The sequence below is a fragment of the Actinotignum urinale DSM 15805 genome, from assembly GCF_000420445.1.
Lineage (GTDB): Bacteria > Actinomycetota > Actinomycetes > Actinomycetales > Actinomycetaceae > Actinotignum > Actinotignum urinale.
Genome location: NZ_ATUY01000011.1, coordinates 1 through 17,541, shown reverse-complemented (window position 1 = coordinate 17,541; position 17,541 = coordinate 1). Strand labels below are relative to the sequence as shown.

Annotated in this window: 16 protein-coding genes and 1 tRNA gene; 2 read left to right on the top strand and 15 right to left on the bottom strand. The window is 52.7% G+C overall.

Annotated elements, in window-relative coordinates; translation table 11 throughout:
- Positions 1-90 precede the first annotated feature (90 nt).
- The 8 genes from rpoB to G445_RS0107555 all read right to left on the bottom strand — a co-directional run bounded on the left by rpoB (position 91) and on the right by G445_RS0107555 (position 8,205).
- A complete protein-coding gene (gene rpoB, locus G445_RS10345; protein ID WP_022866940.1) occupies positions 91-3,588 on the bottom strand; it encodes a DNA-directed RNA polymerase subunit beta in 3,498 nt (1,165 codons plus the stop codon).
- A gap of 451 nt (positions 3,589-4,039) precedes the next feature.
- Positions 4,040-4,423, bottom strand: a complete 384-nt coding sequence (rplL, locus tag G445_RS0107585; protein ID WP_022866939.1) for a 50S ribosomal protein L7/L12 — start codon at positions 4,421-4,423, stop codon at positions 4,040-4,042.
- A 220-nt stretch (positions 4,424-4,643) separates the two neighbouring features.
- The gene (rplJ, locus tag G445_RS0107580) at positions 4,644-5,165 is read right to left on the bottom strand and encodes a 50S ribosomal protein L10 (RefSeq protein ID WP_022866938.1); all 522 of its coding nucleotides are present in this window, start codon (positions 5,163-5,165) and stop codon (positions 4,644-4,646) included.
- Positions 5,166-5,493: 328 nt separating this feature from the next.
- On the bottom strand, positions 5,494-6,210 hold the full coding sequence (rplA, locus tag G445_RS0107575; RefSeq protein WP_022866937.1) for a 50S ribosomal protein L1: 717 nt from the start codon (positions 6,208-6,210) through the stop codon (positions 5,494-5,496).
- A gap of 88 nt (positions 6,211-6,298) precedes the next feature.
- Positions 6,299-6,733: a 50S ribosomal protein L11 gene (gene rplK, locus G445_RS0107570; RefSeq protein ID WP_022866936.1), complete on the bottom strand. Its 435-nt coding sequence runs from the start codon at positions 6,731-6,733 to the stop codon at positions 6,299-6,301.
- 193 nt (positions 6,734-6,926) lie between these two features.
- Positions 6,927-7,802 carry a transcription termination/antitermination protein NusG gene (gene nusG, locus G445_RS0107565; protein WP_022866935.1) on the bottom strand — a complete coding sequence of 292 codons (876 nt, stop codon included), beginning with the start codon at positions 7,800-7,802 and terminating at the stop codon, positions 6,927-6,929.
- A gap of 32 nt (positions 7,803-7,834) precedes the next feature.
- A complete protein-coding gene (gene secE, locus G445_RS0107560; protein ID WP_022866934.1) occupies positions 7,835-8,077 on the bottom strand; it encodes a preprotein translocase subunit SecE in 243 nt (80 codons plus the stop codon).
- A 52-nt stretch (positions 8,078-8,129) separates the two neighbouring features.
- A tRNA-Trp gene (locus tag G445_RS0107555) sits at positions 8,130-8,205 on the bottom strand.
- 370 nt (positions 8,206-8,575) lie between these two features.
- Between G445_RS0107555 and G445_RS0107550 the strand changes: the two genes are divergently transcribed.
- A complete protein-coding gene (locus tag G445_RS0107550) occupies positions 8,576-9,784 on the top strand; it encodes a pyridoxal phosphate-dependent aminotransferase (RefSeq protein ID WP_022866933.1) in 1,209 nt (402 codons plus the stop codon).
- A gap of 3 nt (positions 9,785-9,787) precedes the next feature.
- Here G445_RS0107550 and G445_RS0107545 read toward each other — a convergent pair whose 3' ends face one another.
- The 6 genes from G445_RS0107545 to G445_RS0107520 all read right to left on the bottom strand — a co-directional run bounded on the left by G445_RS0107545 (position 9,788) and on the right by G445_RS0107520 (position 16,750).
- Positions 9,788-11,008: a phosphotransferase gene (locus G445_RS0107545; RefSeq protein ID WP_022866932.1), complete on the bottom strand. Its 1,221-nt coding sequence runs from the start codon at positions 11,006-11,008 to the stop codon at positions 9,788-9,790.
- A complete protein-coding gene (locus G445_RS0107540; RefSeq protein ID WP_022866931.1) occupies positions 11,008-12,168 on the bottom strand; it encodes a UDP-N-acetylmuramate dehydrogenase in 1,161 nt (386 codons plus the stop codon). Before G445_RS0107540 ends, G445_RS0107545 begins: the two co-directional genes overlap by 1 nt.
- Positions 12,169-12,439: 271 nt before the next feature.
- Positions 12,440-13,186 (bottom strand): triose-phosphate isomerase, encoded by a 747-nt coding sequence (locus G445_RS0107535; RefSeq protein ID WP_022866930.1) that lies wholly within the window; start codon positions 13,184-13,186, stop codon positions 12,440-12,442.
- A 3-nt stretch (positions 13,187-13,189) separates the two neighbouring features.
- A complete protein-coding gene (locus tag G445_RS0107530; RefSeq protein ID WP_022866929.1) occupies positions 13,190-13,657 on the bottom strand; it encodes a ribose-5-phosphate isomerase in 468 nt (155 codons plus the stop codon).
- 394 nt (positions 13,658-14,051) lie between these two features.
- Positions 14,052-15,770 (bottom strand): dihydroxyacetone kinase family protein, encoded by a 1,719-nt coding sequence (locus G445_RS0107525; protein WP_022866928.1) that lies wholly within the window; start codon positions 15,768-15,770, stop codon positions 14,052-14,054.
- A 311-nt stretch (positions 15,771-16,081) separates the two neighbouring features.
- Entirely contained in the window at positions 16,082-16,750 is a 669-nt protein-coding gene (locus G445_RS0107520; RefSeq protein WP_022866927.1) for a GntR family transcriptional regulator, read from the bottom strand.
- A 20-nt stretch (positions 16,751-16,770) separates the two neighbouring features.
- Here G445_RS0107520 and G445_RS0107515 point away from each other — a divergent pair, with 20 nt between their 5' ends.
- Positions 16,771-17,274 (top strand): hypothetical protein, encoded by a 504-nt coding sequence (locus tag G445_RS0107515; RefSeq protein WP_022866926.1) that lies wholly within the window; start codon positions 16,771-16,773, stop codon positions 17,272-17,274.
- 2 nt (positions 17,275-17,276) lie between these two features.
- Here the strand turns inward: G445_RS0107515 and G445_RS10340 are convergent.
- A partial coding sequence (locus G445_RS10340; RefSeq protein WP_022866925.1) for an IS3 family transposase occupies positions 17,277-17,541 on the bottom strand: 265 nt, incomplete at its 5' end.

Genomic DNA, 17,541 nt, shown 5'->3' with positions numbered 1-17,541 from the left:
CCTACTTCCGATGGAAAACTTTTGCACCACTACTACTGACTGTGCTGTGCGGGCCTGGCGCGATTTTGGCCCGCACAACTGTGAGAGAGATTAGAAATCTGCTCCGGTAGAAAGATCTTCGAGACCCGTGGGCATTGCAGGCACTTCTTTATTGGTGTTTCCGCGGAAACGTTCTTCTTCAGTTTCCTGCAATTCAATAACTGCACCTCCCGCATCCAGAGCTTCCAGGTTCAAGCACAGGGAACGCATTTCCTGCATGAGAACCTTGAAGGATTCCGGAATTCCGGGTTCGGGGATGTTATCGCCCTTCACGATCGCTTCATATACTTTCACGCGCCCAACAGTATCGTCGGACTTCACGGTCAACATTTCCTGGAGGGTATGCGCGGCACCGTATGCTTCCAGTGCCCACACTTCCATTTCTCCGAAGCGCTGGCCACCGAACTGTGCCTTACCACCCAGAGGTTGCTGGGTAACCATGGAGTACGGACCGGTGGAACGTGCGTGAATCTTATCGTCGACGAGATGGTGGAGTTTCAACATGTACATGTAACCCACGGAGATAGGCTCCGGGAATGGCTCACCGCTACGTCCGTCGAAGAGACGTGCCTTACCGAATTCGTTGAGAACGTGGTCTCCGTCCTCGTTAGGCAAGACACTCTTAATGAGTCCTTCAAGTTCATCGGATGTCAAACCGTCGAATACGGGAGTTGCCACACGCTGACCGGGCTTACCCTTGACAGCATTTTCTGGCAGACTCATCGCCCATTTTTCGCCTGCTTCGCGGGCTGCCGAAGCATCCCAACCGTGCTTGGCGATCCAACCCAAGTGGAGTTCATAAATCTGTCCGAGATTCATTCGGCCAGGAACACCGAGGGGGTTGAGAATAATATCAACCGGGGTTCCATCTTCGAGGAACGGCATATCTTCGATGGGAAGAATACGCGAAATAACACCCTTATTACCGTGGCGACCCGCCATCTTATCACCGACGGTGATCTTGCGACGCTGGGCAATATAGACGCGGACGGTTTCGTTCACGTCGGAGGGAAGTTCGTCGTTATTTTCCTTGTTGAACTGGCGAATTCCAATGACGATACCGGATTCACCGTGCGGAACACGCATGGACGTATCGCGAACTTCCTTCGCTTTTTCACCAAAAATGGCGCGAAGGAGGCGTTCTTCGGAGGTCAGTTCGGTTTCACCCTTAGGGGTAATTTTTCCGACGAGAATATCGCCGGCACGAACTTCTGCACCGATACGGATAATGCCGTGTTCGTCCAGGTGGGAAATCATTTCTTCGGAAACATTGGGGATGTCTCTCGTGATTTCTTCCGGTCCGAGCTTGGTATCGCGTGCATCGACTTCATGTTCCTCAATGTGAATGGAGGTTAGAAGATCGTCGCGCACGCAACGTTCGGAAAGAATAATGGCATCTTCATAGTTGTAGCCGTTCCAGGACATGAAGGCGACGAGGAGGTTCTGGCCGAGAGCCAGTTCTCCACCTTCTGTTGCCGCGCCGTCGGCAAGGAGTGATCCTGCTTCGATGCGGTTCCCTACGTCAACGAGAACGCGCTGGTTGATGGCATTACCGGGGTTGGAACGTTCAAATTTGCTCATCTTGTAGATGACGTGACGTCCGTCGTCCTGTTCGACGTGAATTGCGTCGGAATCGACTTCTGTAACGACACCGGGAGCCGCCGCGGTGGTAACGTCGCCGGAATCGACGGCGCAACGCATTTCCCAACCGGTTCCCACATATGGGGAAACTGGGCGAATCAAGGGAACAGCCTGACGCTGCATGTTGGCACCCATGAGTGCTCGGTTGGCGTCGTCGTGCTCCAGGAACGGAATCATACCTGTACCGATGGAAACCATCTGACGTGCAGAGACATCCATGTAGTCAACTTCTTCGACGGGCACAAGGGCGGGTTCGCCACCGGGAACACGCACGAGAGCTTCTTCTTCGAGGAAGCTACCGTTCTCATCAATGGGAGCTTCGGCCTGAGCAATATTGTAGTTATCTTCGTCTCCTGCCTGGAGGTAGTCAATAACATCTGTAACACGTCCATCGACGACGCGACGGTAGGGTGTCTCCAGGAAGCCGAAAGTATTAACTCGCGCAAAGGACGCCAAGGATCCAATCAAACCAATGTTTGGACCTTCAGGGGTTTCAATCGGGCACATGCGGCCATAGTGGGACGGGTGAACGTCTCGCACTTCCATGCCTGCACGGTCACGGCTCAAACCGCCCGGACCGAGCGCGGAGAGGCGTCGCTTGTGTGTGAGCCCAGCCAGCGGATTGTTTTGATCCATGAACTGGGAAAGCTGGGAGGTTCCGAAGAATTCCTTGATGGACGCGACGATGGGGCGAATGTTGATCAACGAAGAAGGCGTAATTGCTTCGACTTCCTGGGTTGTCATGCGTTCGCGAACCATACGATCAAGGCGAGCAAGTCCTGTACGTACCTGGTTTTGGATAAGTTCACCGACTGCGCGCACGCGACGGTTGGAGAAGTTATCAATATCGTCGGTTGTTACGCGAACCGGGGTGCCACCTTCTGTGCACACAAGTTCAGCGTATTCACCCATTTCGTTGACGCGATCCATGCCCTGATGGAGGGCGAGCAGATAACGCAGGGTTGCAGTGATATCTACCAGGGTAAGCTGGCGTGATTCGTTTTCCGCATCAAGTCCGAGCTTCTTATTTATCTTGTAGCGTCCAACTTTAGCGGTATCGTAACGCTTGGTGTTGAAGTAGAAGTTGTTGAGGAGTGTTCGTCCTGCATCTGCTGTCGGCGGTTCGCCTGGACGCAACTTGCGGTACAGATCGCGCAAGGCTTCTTCTTGGGTGTGGACGGTGTCCTTTTCCAAGGTTTTAAGAAGAACAGGGAAATCAGCGAATACTTCACGAATTTCGGATTCTTCCATGCCCAGGGCCTTAAGGAATACGGTGACGGATTGCTTACGCTTACGATCCACACGTACGCCGACGCTATCGCGCTTATCGATTTCAAATTCCAGCCATGCACCGCGGGAAGGAATGATTTTTGCGTTGTAAATATCCTTATCGGAGGTTTTATCAGCGGTGCGTTCGAAGTACACTCCCGGTGAACGCACGAGCTGAGAAACAACAACACGCTCGGTACCGTTAACAATGAAGGTACCGCGGTCTGTCATAAGGGGGAAATCTCCAATAAAGGTTGTTTGAGATTTAATTTCCCCTGTTTCATAATTTTGGAATTCCGCTGTAACATACAGCGGTGCTGCGTAGGTAATATCTCGTTCACGGCATTCAAGTATGGAATATTTTGGTTCCTCAAAATGCGGTGCCGAAAGAACGAGCCCCATTGTTTGAGCAGTATTTTCAATGGGTGAAATTTCATCGAAGATTTCTTCGAGACCTGATGCGGTTCCCGGGTTTTCAGCAACCCATTTTTCGGAACCGATAAGCCAGCCGAAGCTGTCTGTCTGCAAACCTAAAAGGTTGGGAACCTGGAGCGGTTCATTGATTTTTGCAAACGAGACGCGGTCAACAATCGGCTTGCCGTGGTTAACGGCGAGCGAGTATGTGCGCGAAGCAGCCAAAGTGGATCCTTCCCTGACGAATCTGGCAGAGGAGACAAACCAATGCCCACACTTCACGCCGTGGGACGCAAAATGACTGATTTTTTAGCACAATACCGCTAAAAAAGGTAAAAGGGCATGGTAATGTCAACGCAAATATCTAGAATACACCTGTTGAACCACAATATCCAGATTTTTAGGGTTGTGGAAAGCATCACGGCGAACTTCTTCGTTCGGAAATTACTTTCCCATAGACGACGAAAATATGCAAGTCCCGACACGCGTGAGAAATCGGAAGAAAGGCGTGGGTATGCGAAAAGCAGTGCCGGTAAAAAGTTACCCAGGCAAGCCCTCAAGCCAGGGCAATTTTCTTCACATCTATCGTGCTGGTAAAAACACGTTACCCCCGGGACTTGCCCGGGGGTAACGAAAGCTATGTAGCTCAGCGCGTTACGCTGTTAAGCAGTATGAACTACTTGAGGGTAACGGTTGCGCCTGCGCCTTCGAGAGCTTCCTTTGCCTTGTCGGCAGCAGCCTTGTCAACGCCTTCGAGAACAGCCTTAGGAGCGGAATCAACGAGATCCTTAGCTTCCTTGAGGCCGAGGGAGGTGAGGGCGCGAACTTCCTTAATAACGGCAACCTTCTTGTCGCCAGCTGCTTCGAGAACGACGTCGAAGTCAGTCTTTTCTTCTTCAGCAGCAGCTTCTGCCGCAGCAGGAGCGGCAGCAACAGCTGCAACGGGGGCAGTGGCTTCAACATCGAATTCTTCTTCGAAAGCCTTAACGAAATCGTTGAGCTCAACGAGGGTGAGCTCCTTGAAAGCTGCAATGAGCTCTTCGGTTGTGAGCTTAGCCATGATGGCCTTCCTTTCCGCTCTATCGAGCAGATAAACATGTGAAAACAAAGTTCTTATGTGGTGTTACACCACGGTTGCGACTCAGCCACGTAGTTGGGCTTTGTGCCTATGTGGCCTACCGCGTGAACGGTTTGCCGCTGGTGGTTTCCCACCGATGTGGCTATCCGTTTTCCCGGTTTCTTAACCGGCAAATACGGCATATTGCCACGTTGAAGAGCGCTTAAGCAGCAGCTTCTTCCTTGGCGCGCAATGCGTCGATGGTGCGAACAGCCTTGACGGCTGGCGCTGTGAGTACGTATGCGGTCTGGTACAGGAGCGCCTTGAGGACACCTGCGGACTTGGCAAGGAGAACTTCGCGAGATTCGAGATCCGCAAGCTTCTTCACATCATCAGAGGACATCTGGACACCGTCCATGATGCCACCCTTGATAATGAGCTTGTCATTTTCCTTGGCAAAATTCTTGATTGCTTTAGCAGCATCGGGAGCTTCACCGCTAACGAATGCAACGGCTGTTGGCCCAACGAATGTGCCTTCCTCGAGTTCGAGGCCGGCCTGCTTGGCAGCAATCTCAAGAAGAGTGTTCTTGGCGACCTTGTAGACAGCTCCACCCTGGAACGAACGGCGAAGATCTTTCATCTCGCCGACCGTCAGGCCACGGTACTCAGTGAACAGCGCTGCGGCGGAGTTCTCGAAAAGCTCCTTGAGTTCCGCAATTGCTGCAGACTTATCGGTCCGTGCCATGGGGCCTCCTTCCGGTCTAGCCGCAGAACCCAACGAAAAAGCCCCGCGCAAGTAAGCACGGGACTTAAACACACACATATACATGCTTATGTAAGCTCTGTTCTCACCTGCGCTGGCCCGCTTCGCGAGTTTGATCCTGATTGGAACCTGCGGTCTTTGGCACGTAATAGCTTACTGCACTCCCGCGCGGTTTCCAAGGCCTCCCCCGGTGTACTCCATCACGTTCGGACGTAGCCACAGTTTTTCGTCGTACTACATAAAAATGGTGCTCCCCTGGAAAGGAGAGCACCACAAAAGACGCTATAACTCGTCTCGGGAGACGCTGTACTTAGGAAGCGTCTTCGGACAGGAGGTTACGGGTTTTGGTTCCGTCGAGGGGAATACCTGGACCCATAGTTGTTGAAACTGTTGCCTTGCGGACGTAACGACCCTTAGCTGCTGAAGGCTTCAAACGAATGATTTCTTCCTGTGCGGCAGCGTAGTTTTCAACGAGCTGTTCCACCGAGAAGCCGGTGTTACCAATAATGAACGGAAGGTTTCCGTGCCTATCAACACGGAATTCGATACGTCCACCCTTGATGTCGTTAACAGCCTTCGTCACATCCATGGTGACGGTGCCCGTCTTGGGGTTCGGCATAAGTCCACGTGGGCCGAGGATACGGCCGAGGCGACCAACTTTACCCATCATGTCAGGTGTTGCAACGGCTGCGTCGAAATCTGTCCAACCGCCTGCAACCTTGGCGATGAGTTCATCTGATCCAACTTCATCAGCGCCAGCATCGAGTGCCTGCTGGGCGCGTTCTCCCTGGGCAAAGACGATGACCCGAGCCGTCTTGCCGGTGCCGTGAGGGAGGTTAACGGTACCGCGAACCATCTGGTCCGCTTTACGAGGATCAACACCAAGGCGGAAGACAACTTCCACCGTGGAATCGAACTTCGTGACTGTTGTTTCCTTCGCAAGCTTCATAGCTTCGAGGGGTGTGTAGAGCACACCGTCCGCAATCTTTTCAGCGGCTGCGCGGTATGCTTTAGAGCGCTTTGCCATTTCTGCTTCTCCTTTTTACAGTTGTGGTCAACAGGCCTGCGCGGCCCTTCCACCAGCTGGCGTGTGCCGAGCTGATTTTCTCTTTCGCTTAGATTGCGTCCGAGGTGATGCCCATGGAGCGGGCCGTACCGGCGATAATACGCGCGGCGTTGTCAATGTCGTTAGCGTTCAGATCCGGCTCTTTTGTTTTTGCAATTTCGCGGAGCTGATCGGCTGTAAGATGTCCAACCTTCACGGAGTGAGGTGTGGGAGAGCCTTTAGCAATACCTGCAGCTTTCAAAATGAGCTGTGCTGCGGGCGGGGTTTTGGTGACGAAGGTAAATGTGCGATCTTCGTACACGGTAATTTCAACAGGAACAATGTTCCCGCGCTGGGATTCGGTCGCGGCATTGTATGCCTTCGTGAACTCAACGATGTTCACGCCGTGCTGACCGAGAGCCGGACCAACCGGCGGGGCCGGGGTGGCCTGACCAGCAGGAATCTGTAGCTTAATAAAGCCGACAACCTTCTTCTTCGGTGCCATATCGGGTCCTTTTCTGATTATCTAGATAGCCATCGCAAATGGTGAACGATGGCACGCCTATCAACTTTACGCTATGCTCACGCACAAATAAAGCCGAAAGGCTTGTGAAACACGTCAAGCCCGGCATCGCGGGCTTGACGAAAACTACTTCATGCTTGGGAAGGAATCATTCTTCCTTATAATCTGGAAGGAATTAATCTTCCTTAATAACCTGATGGAAATCGAGCTCAACGGGTGTTTCCTGCCCGACGAGCGTCATCATCACGGTGAGCTTCTGGTTCACGGCATCAATTGCGGAAACCGTTGCCGGCATACCAGCCCACGGCTCAGCAGCCAACGTAACCGGATCGCCAATCTCGAAGGGAACTTCAACCTTGGGTCCTTTACCTGCGGGTAGACCTGCTTCGCGTGCTTCTTCGGCTGCCTGCTGTTCGACAACAGGGGTCAACATAGAAACAACTTCGTTGAAATTCAACGCAACGGGTGTTCGCCCATTGCCCACAAAACCTGTCACACCGTTTGTGGACTGAACCACACGCCATGAATCGTCGTTCAAATCCATACGAATCAGCACATAACCGGGCATACGGACACGGGAAACGAGTTTACGCTGGCCACGTCGAATCTCGAAAACTTCCTCCATTGGCACTTCCATTTGGAAAATGTAATCTTCCATGTTCATGGACGCCATACGGATTTCAAGATCCTGCTTCACGCGCTTTTCATAACCGGAATACGTGTGGAGAACATACCATTTTCCGGGGAGATTCTTGAGCTTTGCGCGGACTTCCGCCTCGGTAATGATTTCCTGCTGAGCCTTTTTACGTTTTTTCGACGACGAACCCTGTTCTTTGGTTGGCTCGGTAGCCTCAACAGCTTCGGTTACGGCTTCCTCGGAGGTTTCTGCATTATCTGCATGTGTGCCGTCGGCTCCGGTTTCTTCCTGGATTTCGTCAACAACGGACAATGTTTCTTCAGGGCGTGTTTGCGCATCCTGGGTAAGTTCTTTGAAGTTGTCCGCGTTTGGCTCCATGAAGAGCTCATCAGCTACATTGTTTTCCTCAGCCACGTTCTACCTTTTCCTCTCTGGCTTGACCCGGCTTAACCGAAAACCCAGAGCGTAAGACGCCCGAAACCAAGGTCGAAAACCCCAATAAATACCATGATGCAAACAATAAAGAGAACAACTGTTCCGAAGAGCTGCCAGAGTTCCTTACGGCTGGGGCGCTGCACTCTTTTTAATTCACCGAAAATTTGGCGGAAAAACAGTGCGAGACGGGCAAAAATGCCCTGCTTTTGCGCTTCTTCCTTAGAGGACTGTGACGCCGGTGTTTGTTTATTCACGGTGAGTCCTTACGTTGTCTACATGTATCAACATTTAAGTTCCTCTTGGAACTGGCAGGGTAGGAGGGACTCGAACCCCCAACCGCCGGTTTTGGAGACCGATGCGCTACCAATTGCGCCACTACCCTAAGTTGGAAACCACTCCATATTATGCACGAAAAGGACGCGATGCGCTAACCGCCATATAAAAGTGGGCGCTGTACGGAAAGTCCGAACAGCACCTAACAATAATAAAACAGGTCACCCGTATTGTCGAGCCACGATAGCAACATCACACTTCCGCCTACCATCACATTTTCCGGCAACACCCGCACTACACGGTAGGCACACACTCTATAACGTCGGCACCCGCAACCGTCGGCAACCTAAATCCAGAATGAACGCCTAACGGGTTTCCCCAGCAATCTACGCAATACACGGTCGGCGCCCTAAAGTCCACCCTCCATGCTCTTTGTGAATCGGGATGAAACAGCTCAAGACCCGCGATATAATTATGAAATGAGCACATCACACGAACCTGGTTCTTTATCGACACGAATCCTAGACATTGAAGTCTCCGCAACGCTCGCTGTTGATGCGCGTCAACGCGAATTGCGTGCCCAGGGGCTCCCGATTATTTCATTGGGTGCCGGAGAACCGGATTTCCCCACACCCGCTCATATAGTTGAAGCGGCAGCGCAGGCAACCCGCGATATTCACAACCATAAATACTCCAATTCCACAGGGCTTGGCGAACTGCACGAAGCAATTGCTGCGAAAGTCGAAGCAGACGCTGGCATAAGCATCGATCCCTCAACGATTATCGTAACGAATGGCGCAAAACAGGCAGTGTTCGAAGCCTGGGCAACCCTCATTAATCCCGGGGACAACGTCCTCCTCCCCTCCCCCTACTGGGTCACCTACCCCGCAGATATTCAGTTCTTTGGCGGTAATGTCACGCGCGTTTTTGCCGGCCCCGAACAGTCCTTCAAGGTCACGGCAGAACAACTCGAAGCTGCGCGCACCGAAAAAACGAAGGCTCTGCTCCTCTGCTCCCCCACGAATCCAACAGGCGCCGTCTACAATCGCGAGGAAATTCGCGCAATTGGCGCATGGGCAAAGGATCACGGCATCTGGCTGGTTGTGGACGAAATTTATGAACATCTCACCTATGACGGCGCAAAAACCGCCTACCCACTTGCCGAAATGCCAGAACTTCTCAATCACACCCTGGTGATTGGCGGGGTCTCGAAGTCCTTCGCCATGACGGGCTGGCGTGTTGGCTGGATTTACGGCGCACCGAAGGCGATCGCGCGAATGAAAGCTCTGCACTCACACCTGACAGGTAACGTCAATAATGTTGCCCAGCGTGCCGTTATTGCGGCGCTCACGGGCGGGCGCGAATGTGTGGAATACATGCGTGAAGGTTTTGCTCGCAGGCGTCGCATTATTGTTGATGGTTTACGCGAGGTTCGCGGTTTTAACGTCCAGGATCCCGAGGGCGCCTTCTACGTTTTCGCCGACGTACGTGATCTTCTCGGCTCCACTATTTCCGGAAAAGTTATTGGTACGACGACGGATCTCGCAACCCTTCTTTTGGAGGAAGCAAACGTTGCCTGCGTTCCCGGAGAGGCTTTCGGCACGCCCGGCTTCCTGCGTTTCTCCTACGCTTTGAGCGATGAGGATCTCAAAGAGGCACTTCGTCGTATTAAAGCTCTTCTTGGCTAAAAACTACATATAGGTTTGAAGGGAGCGCTGTGCTCGGTGAAGCCAATTTTCGGCTTCGCTTATGCGCCCCATAGCGTCCGTTTGCCACGCCGTCGTCCCATCTTGGCGAGCAGCCCCGGCAACAAGTGATAACACCACTCCCGCACACCGTGCAAAGAGCGGCGCGGGCGGCAACCTACGCTCCAAAATACTCACCCACGTTGCTAAATCTTCCCGAAGATCCGGGTAGGCGGAGGGCGCAAGATGCGGCAACACGCTCATGTGCCCCAATAAACACGCCCAATCATCTATACGATAGCCAGGGCCGAGACTATCAACATCGATAACACCCGCATATGTTGTTCCAGACATTCCGTTACGCACAAAAATGTTTGCCTCGTAAAAATCTCCATGAACGGGAACGATAGGGCCGGGGTTCGTCGTCCTCATAATCGCTTCAACACCTTGCGCAACATTCCTCGCCCGCATTTCAATGCGCGGAAGAGCAACCGCGGCTGCATGGGCGTAGTGCCCCACCCTATCCGACCACGCCGGCCGGTGCGTCAAATTCAACGCAGAAATAGGTAAACGTTCCAACAGCGCCCACAACGACTCCAAAACGTCGGGCGCACGCCTACCCAAACCCCGCGACAAAAAATTAGCGAGCGGCTCACCGGACATCTGAGAAATCAACACCAACCCGCGCGGATCTTCACGCAATACGCGCGGGGCAGACACCCCGGCCTGAGTAAGCATACGATGCCGTTTCGCCAAGGATTGAGCCACGGGCGGCCGCAACACCTTAGCAAAAGCCCCACCTCGCGAACCGTCCCCAGGTGTCACCTTCACCACTGCTCGCCGGGTGGGCCGGTATCCCTTCAGCTCTAAATTCACGGGCATCCCCATGAGCTCCCGCATTTTTTTCGTGGACACCGCGACGGGCAAAGCCGGCAACTCCGGATCATTCGGATGCTGCCAAACGTGAATCGTTAATCCTGCGAAGTCCACACGTTGCAACGTGGGAGTGTTGAGCCCATAGATTTTTGCCGTCGTCGCACACATATAGTATTCACGCGCGCTTGTCCCCACACGGTAGCTGACTGTCACCCCCGCCCCAGGGCGATGGTTCACGGCGTTCACCTCCCAGTAGGTGATTCCAAGATTTGGGTATGCGCAGGCAAGAATATACGAGGCGTCATTCCCCGTCAGAACATCCTGAGCATACTTTTCTTGATTGAAACCCATTAAAGGCCACCTATAATAACGGGTTCGGAGTGAAGGTCGATTCCGTAAACCGTGCGGACCCCCTCCTGGATTTCCCTCGCAAGTGCGCGAATATCGGCTCCTGTTGCGTGGCCCCGATTCGTAATACTCAAGGTGTGTTTCGACGATAATCGCGCTTCTCCATGCCCGTATCCGCGCTCAAAACCCGCGTTTTGGATGAGCCATGCCGCGCTTGTTTTCACAATTCCTTCAATGGTTGGCGCTCCCCTATTTAAGGTGTATTTCGTGGTGTCGTGAACAGCGTAGCGCGGGGCTTTTTCGGGAAGAGTTTTAGCTTGTTCAACACTAATAATGGGGTTGGTGAAGAACGAACCGCAGGAGAAAGAATCGCGGTCGTCGTCGTTAATAACCATTCCTTTGGAAGTTCGAAGTTCGAGAACCGCTTCGCGAACCCTGCGGTTATCTATGCGGTCCCCTATGTTGACGCCGAGGGTATCGGCAAGTTGGCCGTAGGCGATCGGGTTGGAGCGGTTGGAGAGGAAAGTTTGAAATTCGACGCTGAGGACGATATAGCGCGGGCTTGGACCAAAACTGGCGATGCTGTCTTTAATAATTGAGGTGCGGTAGCCGAGTTTGAGGGCGCTGAGGCTGAGGCTGCGGGTTTTCTTTTCTGCGCGGTCGTAGACGCGGACGCTGGCAATTGAGGATGCGACTTCCTGCCCGTAGGCGCCAATGTTTTGGACGGGGGCTGCGCCAACAGTTCCGGGGATTCCTGAGAGGGCTTCCAAGCCCGCCCAATCTTCAGTTACGGCGCGGGCAACCAGCGTATCCCACGAAGTTCCAGCTGTTGCCGTGAAAGTTGCGCCTCCGCAGCCACTCACTTCAATAACGTTGATATCCTCGCGTGTGTCTCGGACGACGATTCCGGGGAAATCTGCATCCTGTGGCAAAATATTGGATCCGCCACCGATCATAAGGAAGGGGATGTGTGCATCATCAGCTTGGCGAATATGGGAAATAATCTCCTCTTCGGATTCTGCCTGAATGTAGTTTCCCATTTTTCCGCCAACACCAATGGTTGTTAGATCTGCCAGGGTTGAAGGATTTGTTTTCTGGCGATGAGATAATACCGGTTCGCAAGGATTCTCTGATTGCGTGGGGAAATAAATGTCACAACTCACATCTGTTATTTTACCCCAGAACTATGAAAGTACCCTAGATTATTTTGGGCAGAGTTAGGGGCAGGCGCGGTGGCGCCTGCCCCTCGTCGTCGTAACTTATGAAACGATAAAACCCTGGAAAGTAACCCAAGCATCTACGTTGCGACGTTCGCGAAACAGTCAAAAGTAGCTAAAAATCGGGACTACCCAAACAGTTTACGCACCTCGGCTACGAAGATATTCGCGAGTCTCGACATTAACGAAACTAACCAAACAAGTGAGGGCTTAGAAACTATCCAATAACTTCTTTAGCTAAACGGATATTTTCCAGATACCCTTCCGGCGTCCATGCCGAACGGCCAATAAACAGGCCGTCAATCCCGGGAATCCTTAGCAACCACTGGTTGTTATCGTGATTCACGGAACCGCCATAGAGAATGCCTTCCACGCGGTCGGCGTAGCGGGCGGAGAGTTCAGCGAAAGCGGTTTCCAGATCCTCCGGGTTGGGTTCGCGTCCCTTTTCGCCAATCGCCCAAATGGGTTCGTAGGCCAAGAGAATCGAGGAGGTATCCTCCACGCCGTCCAGTGCTGCATCGACCTGGGCGGTAATGAAGGGAATGGACTCCCCTGCCTCGAAAACTTCCAGCGGTTCACCGAAACACACCAGCGGACGCAAATTGTTCCGAAGCGCTGCCTTCACTTTGAGGTTCACAGTTTCATCTGTTTCCCCAAAGTATTCGCGACGCTCGGAGTGGCCGAGCTCGACTACCTGCGCACCGGCATCTTTCGCCTGAAGCATGGAAATTTCACCTGTCCATGCACCTGAATCTTCCCAGTGGGCGTTTTGGACGCCGAGCGCAACCCCCGAAAACCTGCCGAGTGCCTTGGCTACAGTGGTTGTGAGGGTGAACGGAGGGATGATGAAGGGTTGGATGCCTTCAACTTGCCCGACTTTGGCTTCGCGCAATTTCTTCGCGTAGTTTTCCCCAAAATCTTGGGTGCCATTCATTTTCCAGCTTGTGCCTATCCAATGCACCATGTGTTATTCCTCCAGCGAGCCATCGTAGGCGCAAATGGCGTCAACATTCGCCTTGGAATGTGAGGCGGGATCGAATTCGTAGTTGAAGAATTCTTTGGCGAGGCGACGGGCAAGTTCCACACCAACAACGCGCTGGCCGAGACACAAAACCTGGGCATTATTGGAGAGCACAAGGCGTTCAACGGAGAAGGAATCGTGCGCTGTCGATGCGCGAATTCCCTTGACCTTGTTTGCTGCCATTGCGACGCCCATGCCGGTTCCGCAAATAAATACGCCGCGGTCGGCTTCGCCACGTGCAATCATTTCCGCGCCCTTTGTGGCGAGATTCGGGTAAAGAACGGGATCGGCACCTTCGCCAAGCCCAATATCAATTACCTCGTCGATACGATCATCGGCTTCGAGATCTGCCTTAATAATGTCCTTGTACGGCCATCCTGCAGAATCTCCAAGGACGACAACACGATATCCCATATTTTTACCTTTCTTTGTGTGTTTGTGGTGAAATATGAAGTTGTTTTATACCTTTATTAATGTTCTCATTGTACTACGTTGATATGCCACTAAATTTCTGTCAATGAGCAATATCTTCATAGTTGCCGGCGAAGGGCGATGTGAGGGCACTTTGCGGGCACTTTGCGGGCACTTTTCAACCCGCCACGCTACGCGACTTCTCAAACGCGCGCTACCTTGAGAATCTGCAACGAACCGAATAGCCCGCTACGCAAGTTCTTAAGCTCGCGTTACGCTAAAGTGCCCGCGCTACGCTACAGAGCCCGCGTTACGCTAAAGTGCCCTTGTTACGTTACAGAGCCCGCGTTACGTTAAAGTGCCCGCGCTACGTTAAAGTGCCCGCACCCGCACAACATTAAAACCCGCGGATCATGTCAGCAGCTGCCACCATGAGCATACTGAAGGAAATCGCGCCCGGATCAGGAGTGCCCATGGAGGCATCCCCGTGGGTGCGCGCCCTGCCCTTGCGTGCCACAATATTCGCTGTTGCATCTGCAGCTTCGCGTGCTTTCGCCGCCGCATCCGCCCAAATATCGGCGAGAGGCTCGGAGCTATCCCGCTTCGCCTCAAGTGCTTCAGCGAAAGGAATCACGGCATCAACCATGGTCTTATCGCCAACCTGAGCGCCACCCATTTCTTGAATGGACCTGGCACCCTTAGCGACGGCATCAATAATCTCGACCTTCGTGGGAACTGCATGATCAGAGAAGGCATTGGCAACCTTACTGAGCGCACCTCCCCATAGTGCGCCGGATGTGCCTCCGGCACCCTCGGACCAGGCGGCTCCGGCGCGCGCTAGGAGGGTGCGGGCACCGGCGCGCGCGGCGGCCGCTTCACGTGACGCTGAAGCGGCCGCAGTTGAGCCAAGCGTCATTCCCTGTCCGTGATCGCCGTCGCCAGCAATGGCATCCATGCGGCCAAGTTCCGGCTCGGCCTCACGTGCGGTTTTCTCAAAGACGTCAAGCACCGAGGCTATCTTGAGCGCAAAAGCTGCGGATTCTTCCGACCCGGCAACAATTTGGGCTTCCGTTTCTTCCTTAACAATACGTTTGCCCGTTGACTGCTCCACAACGCCCGTGTGGAAAGCTGGCGCATCAGCCGGAGCTGTCCAGAAGGCTTCCAACTCCTCATCAAGGAACATGAGTGACAGTGAGACACCAGCCATATCCAGGCTTGTCACCTGCTCATCAACAAGCGGAGCAACAATGGTGAAACCGCGTTCTTTCAACAACTCGCTAACTTTCGCATAGACGACGAAAAGTTCTTCGTAGCTGCACGACCCTAGCCCGTTCACAAGCACGGCTACTCGCCCGTTATACCCGTCTTTACCGCGTTCCGGTTCTTCCTCAAGAATCTTCTCCACAAGCATTGTGGAAATTTCGTCAGCTGTAGTAATGGTGTGCGTCGACAATCCTTGCTCACCGTGAATTCCTAAACCGAGACCGTATTTTCCGTGTTCCACCTCAAAAAGCGGTTCACCAGCTCCGGGAAGCGTACAACCCGTGAAAGCCACACCCAGGGAACGTGTGCAATCATTGGCTTTGCGTGTAGTAGCTTCTACCTCGTCGAGATTCAAACCGGCAGCTGCCGCAGCGCCAGCAACCTTCACAACGAAAGTATCACCCGCAATTCCACGCCGATCGAGGTGATTTTCCGGGGTGTTGGACGCAATATCGTCGGAAATACATACGATGCGAATATCGTGTCCTTCGTTACGTAGCTGTTCGGCGCCGTTACCGAAATGCAGGACGTCTCCGGCGTAGTTGCCGAACAGGATGAGTGTGCCGCCACCGTTATCCGCAGCTTTCACCACGGATTTCACCTGGGAGGCAGAAGGTGAGGCGAAAATGTTTCCACACACCGAGCCGTGCGCCATTCCGCTACCAACCCAGCCCGCGAATGCGGGATAATGCCCGGAACCGCCACCGACAACGATGGACACCTGCCCTTGAGGACTTGAGGTTGATCGGACGACCCCACCGTGAACGGGTTGGACGTATTGTGAGAATGCCGCACAGAAACCTTTGAGGCTATCTGCAGCGAACTTCTCTGGATTATTTACCAAGTAAGTCATTCAAGCTCCATTGCTGGTCGTTTGTGATGTTTTTTCATCACCCATTGGCTACTTTTGGCGAACTATCAACGTTCGTTAAAGAATGAACCCCTTAAATCATATAGGATTTTTCTTTCACATGCCATGCATAGACAAATGTAAAGGGGTCGTTCATCGGATGTTTCCACCCGGAAAACTAGAGAGCCCCCTACGCTAAGGTCCGCTCCGCTAGGGTAGATGTCAGTTAACCGCTAACGTCGACGAGAGAACGACGGCATCCTTCTACAACAGGCTCCGATCGCTTGCGCAAATAATGAGCCGAACCCCGCCTATTAAGAGTCCGCAACCGAACGCTTGAGCACCTTATTGAGGTGGCTTTTCATAGCAAGCTTGCTCGCTTTTTCGTTTCTTTCCTGCAGGGCGTGCAAAATTTTGGAGTGTTCACACGTGGCGTCAGCACCATCGGATTTCCCGTGCCCCACTGTTTGCCTCAAACGATGCATTTGGAAAGCCAAACCCTCCAACACCTTCAAAAGATACCCATTGCCCGCATTCTCAAAAATAATCGTGTGGAAACGCCAATCAGCTTCAAAATAGTGGCGGATTGCAGAGTATTCCTGAGATTTTTCAGCTCGCGGAAGATATTCGAAAGCCTTGACGTGCTCATCGTGCGCCAACGTCAACTCGTCAATCCACGAATCGACCGTAGGATATGCACGTTTCAAGGCTTGAAGCTCAAGAATTGTTCGAACCTCCATTAGATCCTTGATTTGTTTACCGGAAAGAGGAGAGGCAACCCTATATCCACGACGAGCCGTGCGTTCAACAAGCGAGGTATGTTCCAACTCCACCAGGGCTTCCCTAATAGGGGTTGGGGAAACGTCAAGAGTTCGAGAAAGGGCGTCAATATTCACCACTTCGCCAGGCTGATATGCTCCACCGAGGAGCAAATCAAGAATATCCTGGTAGATTTCATCTCGTAATGAAGCTCGCGCCCGCATCTATCACCTAACATCTCGGTTTGACCTGCATCTATTTTATACGTTTAGTTCAACAAGATAAGATAATCGGCGAAAATGTTGTTTTTACTACTTTTACAGCCTCGAAATACACGAACATTTCTCACCACATCCTGGGCAATCACAACCAGTTCGCAGCCAAAAATTTCGACGCATCTCGCTACTATGACGGCACACATAACACGCGCCGTTTCGTCGTACCTTCATCTTTTCACTATTCAACAGACACCTGGGAATCTGTGATGCGGGACGGCGAGAACCGCCCCACACCACATCTATTTTACGCAACAAGCTGCAGTAGTTTTACCCCGGCACTTGCACAAATCCGCGAAGCATTAGCTGCTCTGGAACTACTGGGTATCGTCGAAACACGCGGAGGATCGGGAACATATCTTCGCGCAACAACCTCGGAACTCCTCCCTCAAACATTTACGTGGAATTTGCTATTAAGCAGGAAAGAGACACGGGATTTGGCTGTACTGAACCCCAATTCTTGGACAGTGTGATTCTATCCGATGGTGGTTAGTGCGTGTTGCCGGTATTCGTTTGGGGTCATCCCTCCGAGCCGTTCTTGCATACGCTCAGTGTTGTACCACTGTATGTACTCGTCAATCGCTGCGCGCAGCTCGCTGATGGAAACGAATGAGTCATTGTTGAACATTTCTTCTTTCAAGTGAGAAAAGAAGTTCTCCATCACGGAGTTATCGTAACAGTTGCCCTTACGGCTCATGGATTGAACGCACTGATGCTCAACTAGCTGACTGATCCATGAC

Bases quoted from the DNA above. Each gene is read 5' to 3' on its own strand.
- rplL (WP_022866939.1), bottom strand. From the start codon at position 4,423: ATGGCTAAGCTCACAACCGAAGAGCTCATTGCAGCTTTCAAGGAGCTC.
- rplJ (WP_022866938.1), bottom strand. From the start codon at position 5,165: ATGGCACGGACCGATAAGTCTGCAGCAATTGCGGAACTCAAGGAGCTT.
- rplA (WP_022866937.1), bottom strand. From the start codon at position 6,210: ATGGCAAAGCGCTCTAAAGCATACCGCGCAGCCGCTGAAAAGATTGCG.
- rplK (WP_022866936.1), bottom strand. From the start codon at position 6,733: ATGGCACCGAAGAAGAAGGTTGTCGGCTTTATTAAGCTACAGATTCCT.
- G445_RS0107550 (WP_022866933.1), top strand. From the start codon at position 8,576: ATGAGCACATCACACGAACCTGGTTCTTTATCGACACGAATCCTAGAC.
- G445_RS0107545 (WP_022866932.1), bottom strand. From the start codon at position 11,008: ATGGGTTTCAATCAAGAAAAGTATGCTCAGGATGTTCTGACGGGGAAT.
- G445_RS0107535 (WP_022866930.1), bottom strand. From the start codon at position 13,186: ATGGTGCATTGGATAGGCACAAGCTGGAAAATGAATGGCACCCAAGAT.
- G445_RS0107530 (WP_022866929.1), bottom strand. From the start codon at position 13,657: ATGGGATATCGTGTTGTCGTCCTTGGAGATTCTGCAGGATGGCCGTAC.
- G445_RS0107525 (WP_022866928.1), bottom strand. From the start codon at position 15,770: ATGACTTACTTGGTAAATAATCCAGAGAAGTTCGCTGCAGATAGCCTC.
- G445_RS0107520 (WP_022866927.1), bottom strand. From the start codon at position 16,750: ATGCGGGCGCGAGCTTCATTACGAGATGAAATCTACCAGGATATTCTT.